At 67.3% G+C, this 11,560-nt stretch carries 12 protein-coding genes; 10 read left to right on the forward strand and 2 right to left on the reverse strand.

Annotated features, from left to right (window positions below):
• On the reverse strand, nucleotides 1-531 hold a 531-nt coding region (locus ON43_RS37800; RefSeq protein ID WP_040815503.1), incomplete at its 3' end, for an MFS transporter.
• Nucleotides 532-621: 90 nt separating this feature from the next.
• Between ON43_RS37800 and ON43_RS37805 the strand changes: the two genes are divergently transcribed.
• The 3 genes from ON43_RS37805 (at nucleotide 622) to ON43_RS37815 (ending at nucleotide 3,195) form a co-directional block, all read left to right on the forward strand.
• Nucleotides 622-1,095: a MarR family winged helix-turn-helix transcriptional regulator gene (locus tag ON43_RS37805; RefSeq protein WP_218003488.1), complete on the forward strand. Its 474-nt coding sequence runs from the start codon at nucleotides 622-624 to the stop codon at nucleotides 1,093-1,095.
• A 148-nt stretch (nucleotides 1,096-1,243) separates the two neighbouring features.
• Nucleotides 1,244-2,833, forward strand: coding sequence for an FAD-dependent oxidoreductase (locus ON43_RS37810; RefSeq protein ID WP_040815504.1), 1,590 nt, complete (start codon nucleotides 1,244-1,246; stop codon nucleotides 2,831-2,833).
• On the forward strand, nucleotides 2,833-3,195 hold the full coding sequence (locus ON43_RS37815; RefSeq protein WP_040815505.1) for a 4Fe-4S dicluster domain-containing protein: 363 nt from the start codon (nucleotides 2,833-2,835) through the stop codon (nucleotides 3,193-3,195). Before ON43_RS37810 ends, ON43_RS37815 begins: the two co-directional genes overlap by 1 nt.
• A 238-nt stretch (nucleotides 3,196-3,433) precedes the next feature.
• Here the strand turns inward: ON43_RS37815 and ON43_RS37820 are convergent, their stop codons facing one another.
• Nucleotides 3,434-4,942 (reverse strand): PucR family transcriptional regulator, encoded by a 1,509-nt coding sequence (locus tag ON43_RS37820; protein WP_040815506.1) that lies wholly within the window; start codon nucleotides 4,940-4,942, stop codon nucleotides 3,434-3,436.
• A gap of 164 nt (nucleotides 4,943-5,106) precedes the next feature.
• On the opposite strand from ON43_RS37820, the gene uraD reads away from it, so the two are divergent.
• The 7 genes from uraD (at nucleotide 5,107) to ON43_RS37855 (ending at nucleotide 11,470) form a co-directional block, all read left to right on the forward strand.
• Nucleotides 5,107-5,622, forward strand: coding sequence for a 2-oxo-4-hydroxy-4-carboxy-5-ureidoimidazoline decarboxylase (gene uraD, locus ON43_RS37825; RefSeq protein WP_051179857.1), 516 nt, complete (start codon nucleotides 5,107-5,109; stop codon nucleotides 5,620-5,622).
• Between the two features lie 11 nt (nucleotides 5,623-5,633).
• Nucleotides 5,634-6,986 carry an 8-oxoguanine deaminase gene (locus tag ON43_RS37830; RefSeq protein WP_040815507.1) on the forward strand — a complete coding sequence of 451 codons (1,353 nt, stop codon included), beginning with the start codon at nucleotides 5,634-5,636 and terminating at the stop codon, nucleotides 6,984-6,986.
• A gap of 297 nt (nucleotides 6,987-7,283) precedes the next feature.
• On the forward strand, nucleotides 7,284-8,717 hold the full coding sequence (locus ON43_RS37835; RefSeq protein ID WP_040815508.1) for an NCS2 family permease: 1,434 nt from the start codon (nucleotides 7,284-7,286) through the stop codon (nucleotides 8,715-8,717).
• Nucleotides 8,718-8,720: 3 nt separating this feature from the next.
• Nucleotides 8,721-9,287 (forward strand): XdhC family protein, encoded by a 567-nt coding sequence (locus tag ON43_RS37840; protein ID WP_051179859.1) that lies wholly within the window; start codon nucleotides 8,721-8,723, stop codon nucleotides 9,285-9,287.
• A gap of 118 nt (nucleotides 9,288-9,405) precedes the next feature.
• Nucleotides 9,406-9,789 (forward strand): allophanate hydrolase-related protein, encoded by a 384-nt coding sequence (locus ON43_RS37845; protein WP_040815509.1) that lies wholly within the window; start codon nucleotides 9,406-9,408, stop codon nucleotides 9,787-9,789.
• Nucleotides 9,786-10,583, forward strand: a complete 798-nt coding sequence (locus tag ON43_RS37850; RefSeq protein ID WP_040815510.1) for a hydroxypyruvate isomerase family protein — start codon at nucleotides 9,786-9,788, stop codon at nucleotides 10,581-10,583. Before ON43_RS37845 ends, ON43_RS37850 begins: the two co-directional genes overlap by 4 nt.
• Nucleotides 10,580-11,470 (forward strand): NAD(P)-dependent oxidoreductase, encoded by an 891-nt coding sequence (locus tag ON43_RS37855; protein ID WP_083914148.1) that lies wholly within the window; start codon nucleotides 10,580-10,582, stop codon nucleotides 11,468-11,470. Before ON43_RS37850 ends, ON43_RS37855 begins: the two co-directional genes overlap by 4 nt.
• The last annotated feature ends 90 nt before the right edge of the window (nucleotides 11,471-11,560 follow it).

An 11,560-nucleotide genomic window follows, 5' to 3' on the forward strand; every position in this document is an offset into this window, starting at 1 on the left:
GTTCACGAGAAACACCGAGCCCCACCAGAAGTGGTCGAGCAGCACCCCGGCCAGCAGCGGTCCGGCCGCCAGCCCGACGCCGGCGGAGGTGGAGAAGAGCCCGATCGCGGCCGCCCGATCCGGCCCGGTGAACGTCCAGGTGACGGTGGCCATGGTGCCGGGCATGATCAGCGCGCTGCCCACGCCCATGACGGCGCGCGCGGCGATGAGCTGCCCCGGATCCCCGGCGTAGGCGGCCCAGATCGAGGAGAGGGCGAAGACGACCAGTCCGGTCGCCAGCACGCTGCGGTGTCCGAATCGGTCGCCGAGCGCCCCGGCGGTGAACATCAGCGCGGCGAACACCAGCGTGTAGGACCCTGAAGCCCATTGCAGCTGAGCGGGATTCGCGCCCAGTCCGCGCACCGGATCGGCGAGCGTCTCGAGCGCGGTGGACAGGATGGTGTTGTCGATCCAGATCAACAGGGAGGAGAGCAGCAGTACCGAGAGAATCAGTCGCTGCCGCGGTTTCGGCAGCGTCACAGGCGCGGTCATGGAAACCTTCGATAAGATTGGTAGGAACCTGACGATCACGAGTGTGCCGAATTGTCAGGTACCTGTCAATCTCTGGAAAGGGTGGTGCCGGTGAGCCGCGACGGTTCGGGTAGGTCCGCGCAGGCGTGGGAGGACGAATTCCATTGTGGCACAGGGGGGTCGCTGACCTTCATGGTCCGCAAGGTGTGGCTGAGCATGCGCGCCTCGATCGGCGAGGTGCTGGCGGAGTTCAACCTCACCACCTCGCAGTACGCCATGCTGATGATGACCCAGGGCGAGCCCGGCATGTCGGTCTCGGAGATCGCCCGCGAGGTCGGCAGCACCCGCCAGGCCGCCAACGAACTGCTCGCCAACCTCGAACGTGACGGCCTCATCGAACGTCGCCCGCACCCGACCGACCGCCGCACGCATCAGATCCACATCACCGAGGCGGGGCGGGCGCTCTACGTGAAGGTGCACGACCTGGTCGGCCGCCGTGAAGCCGAGCTGGAGGCCGGATTCAGCCCCGAGCAGCGGGTGGCCATCCGAGAATGGCTGAGCGGCATGGCGGAAGCCTGCCGCTGATCCGTATCCGGGTTCCGCGCGCGGAGCAAGCCGGATTCCACGAGGTGGAAAATTCCGCCGCCATCCGATCGCCGTGATTCGAACCCTTCGGCGGCATCGACCGGCCGACTTACCGTTCCGGACACCGACTCCCGTGAGGAACGTGCCGATGAGCGAACCGTGGCAGATAAGTACCGACGTGCTGGTGATCGGCGGCGGCCCCGCCGCGTGCTGGGCGGCCGTACACGCCCGGGAAGCGGGCGCGGAGGTGGTGCTGGTGGACAAGGGCTATTGCGGAACCAGCGGCGCCACAGCGCCTTCGGGCACCGGCGTATGGTATGTCGCCCCCGAGGCCACCGCCCGTGCCAAGGCCAAGGCCAGCCGTGAGGCGCTGGGCGGGCATCTGGCCGACCACTATTGGATGGACCGCGTCCTGGATCAGACCTACGCGAACATGAACCGGCTCGCGGTCGAGGGCCGCTACCCGTTCCCCGTCGATCCGGCGACCGGTGAACAGCTGCGCACCGGCGTGCAGGGCCCGGAGTACATGCGGCGCATGCGCGCGTGGGTACAGCGGCTGGGCGTCCGGATCCTGGATCACTCACCGGCACTGGAACTTCTGGTCGATGCCGACGGCGTGGTGCGGGGCGCGGCGGGATACCGGCGGCAGGCCGATCAGGACTACAAGGTGACGGCCGGGGCGGTGGTGCTGGCCACCGGCGGCTGCGCCTTCCTGTCTCGGGCGCTGGGCACCAACGTCGACACCGGTGACGGTGCGCTCATGGCCGCCGAGGCCGGGGCGCGCTTCTCGGGCATGGAGTTCTCCAACGCCTACGCCATCGTCCCCAAGGGCTCGACCATCACCAAGACCGCCTACTACGGCTACGCCACCTTCTTCCACGAGGACGGCCGGGTGCTCGAGGGCGCGGGCTCCACCAAGGGGCGTTCGGTGATCGCGCGAACCCTGTTGTCGGAGAAGGTGTTCGCGCAACTGGACCGCGCCGACGTGCAGGTGCAAGCCCAGATGCGATTGGGGCAGCCCAACTTCTTCCTCCAGTTCGATCGCCGCGGCATCGACCCGTTCACCGACCGTTTCGAGGTTGATCTGCTGGCCGAGGGTACAGTGCGCGGCACCGGCGGTATCGATGTCATCGACGACGATTGCGCCACAACGGCTCCCGGCCTGTACGCGGCGGGCGACGCGGCGACGCGGGAACGGATCTGCGGCGGCTTCACCGGCGGTGGCAGCCACAATTCGGCCTGGGCCATGTCCTCCGGCAGCTGGGCGGGCCGGGGTGCGGCGGAGTTCGCACTGCGGTCGGGGCGGGTGGACGCGGCGGCCGTGCGCGGCGTGGGCCGGGTCGGATTGCGGCCCGAGGCAACGGAATCGGTGTCGGCGGAGGAGGTGGTGGCCGCCGCGCGGGGGGAGCTCATCCCGTTCGAGAAGAACTATCTGCGCCACGGTGATCGTCTTCGCCCCGCGTTGACCGCCCTCGACGAACTATGGCAGCGGGCCGCACAAGGTTTGGGCGGGTCGGGCGCGGACCGGGTCCGGTCCCGTCAGGCCGCCGCCATCACCGCCGTCGGCCGCCTGATGTACCGATCCACGCTGGCGCGCACCGAGACTCGGGGCATGAGCAAGCGCGAGGATCATCCGGAACTGGACCCCACGCAGCACCATCACATCCTGTCCGGCGGCCAGGATCGGATCTGGATCGCGGCCGAACCCGCCTCCGAAGCGCCCGCGGCGGTGGCGTGATGATCGAGATGATCCGCGCGGACGACTGCATCGCCTGCGACAAGTGCGTCGACGTCTGCCCCACCGACGTCTTCGACCGCACCGACAGCGGAATACCGCTCATCGCAAGGCAATCCGACTGCCAGACCTGCTTCATGTGCGAGGCATACTGCCCGGTCGACGCCCTCTACGTCGCCCCCGATGCCACCCCGCTGGCCGACCGCGACGCCATCCCGGAAGCCCATATCGGCCGCTACCGAGAGCAACTCGGCTGGGGGAAGGGCCGCACGCCGGGCAGCCTGCTGGCAGTAGGCCCGAGCCTCCCGCACGGCGCACCGCCACCACGCTTGATCGAACTTGAGCCCTCCGGACCGATTCGCTGATACCTCATCGCCGCTACCGATAGCTGTCGACTATCGGTGGCGGCGATGCAATAGATGCTGAGACGTCGATCAATACGTGCGGCGCTGTGATTGATGCCGCTCCGTCATTCCGGCGTGCTTTTGGCCGGAATCCACACCGTTGCAGTGGATCCCGGCCAAAAGCACGCCGGGATGACGAGGATGCGCGCCGGGATGACGAGGATGCGCGCCTGGATGACGAGGATGTTCGCCTGTGCGGTCAGCGAAGGGCGAGGGCGAGGAAGAAGTCGACGCGATCTTCCAGGCGCGACAGGTCGCGGTTGGTGAGTTCCTCGATGCGCTGGATGCGGTAGCGCAGTGTATTGACGTGCAGATGAAGCAGATCCGCGCACTTGGTCCAGGAGCCGGAGACCTCGAGGAAGGTCTCCAGGGTGTGCACGAGATCGGCCCGGTTGTCCTGGTCGTAGACGCGCAGCGGGTCGAGCAGGCGGACGCGGAACATCCGGCGGACCTCGTCGGGGACGCTGGCCAGCAGCAGCATGTGGGTGGCCAGCTCGTCGTGGCGGACCACGCTGGTGGGCTGCTGGCGTTCGGCGGCCATCCGGCGTGCGTAGCGGGCCTCCTCGACCGCGCCGCGCAGACCCTCGCCGTCGACCGCGCCACTGATGCCGACCGATAGTCGACTCTGCTGCAGACCCGGTTCCAGGGCCTCGATCGCGCGATGGATGTGGTCGTCGAGCGCCTGCTCATCACCCAGGGCGACCAGCAGAATCACCTCGCCGTCGACCACGCCGATGGCCGGGCCGCGCCCGGAGAGAATCTCACGCAGCACCGAGCGCAGCTCGCCCGGGCGCACGGCACCCGAATCCGCGGTGGCCGCCACCGCGAGATAGCGGTCCGACAGACCCAATCCGGTGAGTTCCAGCCGGGAGATGATGTCGGCCGGCTTGGCGTCGGACATGATCAGCTCGATCAGTTCCTGCGCGAGCCGCCCTTCGGCGCTCTGCCGATCGTCCAACCGCGCCCGCTCGAGCGAGACGACCGCGGCCAGCTCGCCGATCAGCGCCCGCCGGTCCTCCGGCCAGTCCTTGTAATCACTCTCGAAGACCAGGAACCAGTCCGCGATCCGCGAGGTCCCATCGGCATCCACCGCGAACAGCGAGTACCGCACCTGGCTGTGGGAAAGCACATGCGGCAGCCGCTTCGCGCCCAGGAACGCCGATCGCACCTGGTCGGGCAGGTCGCGCGTGGGCCCGGCGACCACGCGCCCGAGCGACGACACCACCCAGCAGCGCGTGCCAAGCGTGCGATGCACGAGATCCAGCACCGAGTCGAGGCCACCGCCGGACACCAACTGCCGGTGCCGGTCCAGAATCGCGCTCAGATCCGCGGCCCGCCCGGAGGACAGCCGCCGGTTGATCTGCTCGGTGACCGTGGCGAACGCGATCTCCTCTTCGACCTCGAAGAGCGGGATTCGGTGTTTCTTACAAGCGTCGATCAAATCCTGCGGCGATTCGCCGAACAGGGCACTGCCCGCCGCGACCGCCGCCACCCGCGCCTTCGCGAGATTGCTGACGAATTGCTCGCTGTCCTGGGGTTGGGTGCGCCATTGCAGGCCGGTTAGGACGAACTCACCGCCGGAGAGGTATCGGCTGGGATCTAGCATGTCGGTAGTTACTACCCAGCGTACGAAACGGTCGAGCTCGTCCTCTCCGGTGACGAGCCGCAGGCCCAGGTCGCTCATGGTCAGCAGGGAACGTAACCGCATTTTTCCCACGCTAACAGTCGGTGACGCCCGGGTTACCGAACTTGGATGTAACTACAAACGAGTCCCTGTGTTCCAGGACACAGATTCGGATGTCTCGTCCTTTCGGGGGTGAGCACCGGACGGGTTAGGTAGTGGAAACACGCCAATGAGGGTTTGGAGGTCGGATGTCGAGTCGCCTGGAATGGCTCGGTTCGCTGTCCCTGGAGGACGCGGAAGCCCAGTTGCTGACCTGCAACGCTTCCCGTGCCTGGGCCCGCAAGATGGTCGCGAACCGCCCTTACACCGACGATGCGAGCCTGCTGGCCGCCGCGGTGTCCGGGGTCACGGAGCTGTCGTGGTCCGACATCGAGGAAGCGCTCTCGGCGCACCCGCGCATCGGTGAGCGCACCGCCGCCAAGCACCAGTCCGAGCAAGAGGCCAAGTGGTCCGCCGACGAGCAATCCGGCACGACCGACGCCGACGCGCAGATCAAGGCGGAACTCGCGGCCGGCAACGTGGCCTACGAAGAACGCTTCGGCCATGTCTTCCTGATCCGCGCCGCGGGTCGGAGCGCCGCCGAGATGCTGTCCGAACTCCGGATCCGCCTGGGCAATTCGATTCCCGACGAGCAGCTGGTCGTCCGGCGCGAACTGGCCGACATCACCGGCCTGCGCGTCCGGAAGCTGCTGGACTGTCAGTAAGAGGATCGAACGTGACCAAGCTCGTTATCGAGAACGCTTATATCGCACCGGTTGTCGGTGACGAGATCCCGAACGGTTATCTGATCGTCGGTGACGACGGTCGGATCGAAGGCCTCGGCGCGGGACCGGCGCCGATGGTGGTGGGTGCTGAACGCCTCTCCGGCACCGGTTGCCTGGTGACCCCGGGCCTGGTGAATACCCACCACCACCTCTACCAGTGGGCCACCCAGGGCCTGTTCCAGGACGCCACCCTGTTCGAGTGGCTGACCGGGCTGTACCGCCTATGGGCGACCATGGACGCCGAGATCGTGCACGGCGCGGCCACCGCGGGCCTGGGCTGGCTGGCGCTGACCGGCACCACCACCTCCACCGATCACCACTACATCTTCCCCAAGGGGCGCGGTGACGTGTTCGAGGCGGAGGTGCGGGCGGCGCGCGAGATCGGCCTGCGCTTCCACCCCTGCCGCGGCTCCATGGACCGCGGGCAGTCGCAGGGCGGTCTGCCGCCGGACGAGGTGGTGGAGAATCGCGACGAAATCCTGTCCAGCACAGAGGAAATCATTCGTAAGTACCACGACCCGTCGTTCGATTCCATGCTGCGCGTGGCTGTCGCCCCCTGCTCGCCGTTCTCGGTGTCGGAGGGTTTGATGGTCGAGTCTGCCGCGCTGGCCCGGCAGCATGGTGTCCGCCTGCACACCCACCTCGCCGAGACCCTCGACGAGGAAGAGCACTGCATCGAGCAGATGGGTTGCACGCCTGTCGAATACATGGAGAAGCTGGGCTGGCTCGGCGAGGACGTGTGGTTCGCGCATGCGGTGCATCTGCACGACAAGGACATCGCGGCGTTCGCGAAGACCGGTACCGGTTCCGCGCACTGCCCGACGTCGAATGCCCGCCTGGGCGCGGGGATCGCGCGGGTCACCGATCTGCTCGCGGCCGGTGCTCCGGTCGGCCTGGGTGTGGACGGCGCGGCCTCGGCCGAGCTGACCTCGATGGCGGGGGAGATGCGCCAGGCGCTGCTGTTCCAGCGCGCCGTGCACGGCCCCCGAGCCCTGACCGCCCGCCAGGCGCTGGAGGTCGGCACGCTCGGCGGCGCCCGAAACCTGGGCCGTCACAACGAGATCGGCTCGCTCGAGGTCGGAAAACTGGCCGATATCGCGGTCTGGCGTGTGGACGGTTTCCGTGCCGCTCTCGAAGACCCGGTGTGCGCGTTGGTGTTCGGTCCGCAGCCCCCGCTCGCCCGGTTGCTCGTCGGTGGCAACACCGTCGTGGAGAACGACGAGCTGAAGACCATGCCGCACGACGCGGTCGCGCAGGCCGGCGTCGACGCCAATCGGCGAATCATGCGACAGGAGAACCGATGACGTTCTGGTAGAACCCACAATCCTCGATCTACCCGCAGTACCGGAGAACCACCCACGCTCTCCTGCAACACCTGCGATCGCCGCAGCGATTCGCGATGCCTGCCGCACGCGGGGCGGCACCGGGAACATCACCCTTGTTCCCGGAAGTCCGGACGACAGCATCCGGAAAAGTTGATTAACAGGGGCAAGTCCGCATTCGCGGTAAGGACCCCACAACAAGCATCACCGAATCCGAGGCCCGGGAAATCCCCCAGCACCCCCGCGCCAAAGGTCGGCTACGCCCATAGGAGGGCAGCCATGACCCAGACTCAGACTCCGATCACCACATCGGAGACCACGCGGAGTTCCGCGCTCGAGAAGTTCTTCAAGCTATCCGAGCGCAAGACCACTGTATCCCGCGAAATCCGCGGCGGCATCACGACATTCGTCGCTATGGCCTATGTCATATTGCTGGTGCCGCTGATGCTCGGCGGCGTCGCCGACGCCCACGGCGACAAGCTGACCATCGCGCAGCTGACCACCACGACCGCATTCTCCGCCGGCTTGACCACCGTCCTGATGGGCGTGGTCGGCAATGTGCCCCTCGCATTGGCCGCCGGTCTCGGTCTGGTCCCGGTCGTCGCCTTCCAGGCCGCACCGCACATGACCTGGCCGCAGGCCATGGGCCTGGTGGTGCTGATGGGCATCATCATCGTGATCATGGCCGCCACCGGCCTGCGGACGATGATCATCAATGCCATTCCGCTGGCCATGAAGAACGCCATCGGCGTCGGCATCGGCATGTTCATCGCCATGATCGGCCTGTACTCCGCGGGCGTGGTGGGACACGGCGTCGGTACGCCGGTGACCCTGGGCGTCGACGGGCACCTGTCCGGTTGGCCCACAGTGATTTTCGCCGTCGGCCTGCTGCTCATGCTGGCGCTGTTCATTCGCAAGGTGCCGGGCGCGATCCTTATCAGCATCGCCATCGCGACCGTGCTGGCGATCATCGTCAACTCCATGGCGAAGATCGATCCGAAGGAGTGGGGCACGGTCGTGCCCGAGAAGCCCAAGTCGCTGTTCGCCACCCCGGATTTCGGTCTGCTGGGCCACATCGACCTGTTCGGCGGCTTCGCCACCGCGGGTGCCATGACCGCCACCACCGTGCTGTTCACCCTGGTGCTGACCGGCTTCTTCGACGCCATGGGAACCGTTTTCGGTGTCTGTGACGAGGCGGGTCTGGTCGACGACAAGGGGCAGGTGCCCGGTATGGGCAAGATCCTGACCACCGACGGTGTCGCCCAGATCGTCGGCGGCCTGTCCGGCGGCGCCGGCTCCACCGTGTACGTCGAGTCCGCCACGGGTGTCGGTGAGGGTGCCCGTACCGGTCTGGCCAGCGTGGTCACCGGCGGATTGTTCTGTGCCGCAATCTTCTTCACCCCGATCGCGGCCGTGGTCCCGATGCACGCCGCCGCCCCCGCCCTGGTGCTGGTCGGCGCGCTGATGATGACCCAGGCCCGCAAGATCGACTGGAACGATCTCGAGGTCGCCATCCCGGCGTTCATCACGATCGTGCTCATGCCCTTCACCTACTCGATCACCAACGGCGTGGGCGCGGGCCTGATCGCCTACACCGTGATCAAGCTGGCTCGCGGCAAGTTCCGCGAAATCCATTGGCTGGTGGCCGTGGTGAGCGTCGTGTTCGTCGCCTACTTCGGCATCAACGGCATCGAAATGGCTCTCGGGAGTTAACCCATGCGCGACATCGCGGCACAACTGCTCGAATGGCACGAGGCGGGAACGGATTACGCCCTCGCCTCCGTGATCGAGAACCTCGGCTCGGCACCCCGTCCGATCGGCTCGGCGCTGGCCGTGGCCGCCGACGGCACCTTCATCGGAACCGTTTCCGATGTCGCGGTGGACGGTGCGGTCCGGGAGTTGTGCCGCGAGTCGCTGCGCACGGGACGCTCCTCGCGGGAAACCTTCGGAACGATTCAGGTGTTCGTCCAGTCGGTGACCGAGTCCAATCGCGATGCGGTGGACCTGGTCCTGCGAGCTGAGGGGGAGGCCGTGGCGCTGGTCCGCGACCTCGACAGCGGCGCCATCATGGCGCTGGGCACCTGGTGGACCGCCGGGGCCGAACTCGACGAGAACGTGGTGGCTCGAGCCCAGACCATGCTCGCCGATGCCGTGACCGGGGTGCGAACCCTCGGTTGCGGCGACGAGCAGGTCACCGTGTTCGTGGAATCCCATGTGCGCACTCGCGATACCAAACTCGATGCGCTGCTGGATGCGGTGTATCGCCTGCCGGTGGTGACGTGAGCGCGCGGGAATCCGTGCGGTCCGCCGTGAGGAGTCCGGGTGGCCACCCGGGGCCCGCGGCGGACCGATCCGCTTCACCTACCGACTGTTTTCCCTTGACCGAAAAGGAACCACGGCAATGCCTTTGATCTTCCTGAACGGGGGTGCCATGCGCGGCGGACCCCTGAACTATCTGCTCGAGAACGCGGCCTTCGCCGGGGAGGCCAAGACGGCCGCCGCCTACCGGTTCTATTCGGTCGCCGACCGGTTCCCCGGCCTGCACCCGGTGGCCTACGGCGGCGCGCCCATCGCCGGTGAGCTGTTCGACGTGCCCATGGACGTGCTGCGCAACCGGCTGCTCCCGGCCAAGTCGCAGGAGCTGGAACTGGGTGTGATTGCCTTGGACGACAACCGTTCGGTGTTGTCCATGATGTTGCGCCGCCCGATCTTCGACTACCCGCAGCTCATCGACATCACCGATTTCGGCAGCTGGGCCAGTTATCGGGAGGAAATCGCAGGATGAGGTACACCGCCGAGGGAAAGCTTCGGAAGTTCGACGCGCACTGCTCGATCCTGTTCACCGATCTGCCGCTGCTGGAGCGTCCGGCGGCGGCGAAGGCGGCGGGGTTCGAGGCGGTCGAATTCTGGTGGCCCTTCGGCGAGAACCCGGTGCCGGGGGACAAGGAGGTCGACGCGTTCGTCTCCGCGGTTTCCGATGCGGGGGTGCGGCTCATCGGGCTGAACTTCATCGATCTGGTGCCCGCCGGGCGGGGGCTGGTGTCGGTGCCGGGGCGGGAGCGCGAATTCCGCGACAATATCGATGTGACGGTGGGGATTGCCGAGCGGCTGGGATGCCGCTCGTTGAATGCGTTGTACGGCAATCGGATTCCCGGTGTCGATCCGGCCGCGCAGGACGAGCTGGCGCTGGAGAATCTGCGGCTGGCCGCTCGCGCCGCCGCGCGCATCGACGCGCAGGTGGTGCTCGAGGCGCTGAATTCCATTGAATCGCCGGACTATCCGATCGTCTCGGCCGCCGGGGCGGTGCGGGTGATCGACGCGGTCGGCGAACCGAATCTCCGATTCCTCTGCGACCTTTACCATCTCGCCCGCATGGGTGAGGACCTGCACGGCGTGATCTCGCGCTACGCCCCCTACATCGGTCACGTGCAGATCGCCGATGCGCCCGAGCGCAGCCGTCCCGGGACCGGCACGCTCGACTTCGAAAGCCTGTTCGCCGCACTCGACGCCGTCGGTTACGACGGCTGGATCGGCCTGGAATACAAGGACCCCGAACACGATTGGAGTTGGATCGCGTGAGCAGCCTCGGATTCATCGGCCTCGGCATCATGGGTGGGCCGATGGCCGAGCACCTGGTGGCCGCCGGTCATGAGGTGACCGGCTACAACCGGTCACCGGCCGCGGTGGAGAAGCTGGTGGCCGCGGGAGGGTCGGGCGCCTCGAGCGTGGCGGAGGCCGTGCGCGCCGCGGACGTCGTGGTGACGATGCTGCCGCAGGACGAGCAGGTCGTCGAGGTGTTCACCGAGATCCTCGAGCACGCGAAACCCGGTGCGCTCTATATCGATTTCTCCACTGTCACGCCGAAGACGTCCGAATGGACCGCCGCGGAGGGTGCGAAGCGGGGGCTGCGGGTGCTGGACGCACCGGTGAGTGGTGGCGAGGCGGGCGCCGTGAATGCGGTGCTCTCCATCATGGTCGGTGGGTCCGAAGCGGATTTCGAGGCGGCGAAGCCGGTGTTCTCCGCTGTCGGCAAAACATACGAATTGGTCGGGCCCAACGGTGCTGGACAGGTCGTGAAGGCCGCCAACCAACTGATCGTCGGCGGCACCTACGCCCTCGTCGCCGAGGCCATCGTGCTCATGGAAAGCCTGGGCGCGGACGCCGCCAAGGGCCTCGACGTCCTGGCCGGCGGCCTCGCGGGCAGCCGCATCCTCGAACTCAAGCGAAAGTCCATGCTGGAACGCGACTTCCGCCCCGGCTTCCGCATCGACCTGCACCACAAGGACATGGGCATCCTCCTGGAAACCGCCCGCCACGCCGAGGCTTCGATCCCCATGGGCGCGTTGACCGCCCAACTCATCGCCGCCGCCCGCGCCATGGGCCACGGCTCCCTCGACCACTCCGCCCTCCTCTTGGTCGCCGAGACCCTCTCCGGGCGGGAGACCCCGAACGAGGCCACCTCGTGAGCGACCTGATGATCCGCCCGCCCCACTGGCTCGACCGCCACGGCCACGGCGAACAGGCCTGGCCCGCAGGCTGGGTCGTCGACCGCTACA

Origin of the sequence: Nocardia concava NBRC 100430 (assembly GCF_000308815.1) — a bacterium.
GTDB lineage: Bacteria > Actinomycetota > Actinomycetes > Mycobacteriales > Mycobacteriaceae > Nocardia > Nocardia concava.

Bases quoted from the DNA above. Each gene is read 5' to 3' on its own strand.
- ON43_RS37810 (WP_040815504.1), top strand. From the start codon at position 1,244: ATGAGCGAACCGTGGCAGATAAGTACCGACGTGCTGGTGATCGGCGGC.
- ON43_RS37815 (WP_040815505.1), top strand. From the start codon at position 2,833: ATGATCGAGATGATCCGCGCGGACGACTGCATCGCCTGCGACAAGTGC.
- ON43_RS37820 (WP_040815506.1), bottom strand. From the start codon at position 4,942: ATGCGGTTACGTTCCCTGCTGACCATGAGCGACCTGGGCCTGCGGCTC.
- uraD (WP_051179857.1), top strand. From the start codon at position 5,107: ATGTCGAGTCGCCTGGAATGGCTCGGTTCGCTGTCCCTGGAGGACGCG.
- ON43_RS37835 (WP_040815508.1), top strand. From the start codon at position 7,284: ATGACCCAGACTCAGACTCCGATCACCACATCGGAGACCACGCGGAGT.
- ON43_RS37840 (WP_051179859.1), top strand. From the start codon at position 8,721: ATGCGCGACATCGCGGCACAACTGCTCGAATGGCACGAGGCGGGAACG.
- ON43_RS37845 (WP_040815509.1), top strand. From the start codon at position 9,406: ATGCCTTTGATCTTCCTGAACGGGGGTGCCATGCGCGGCGGACCCCTG.
- ON43_RS37850 (WP_040815510.1), top strand. From the start codon at position 9,786: ATGAGGTACACCGCCGAGGGAAAGCTTCGGAAGTTCGACGCGCACTGC.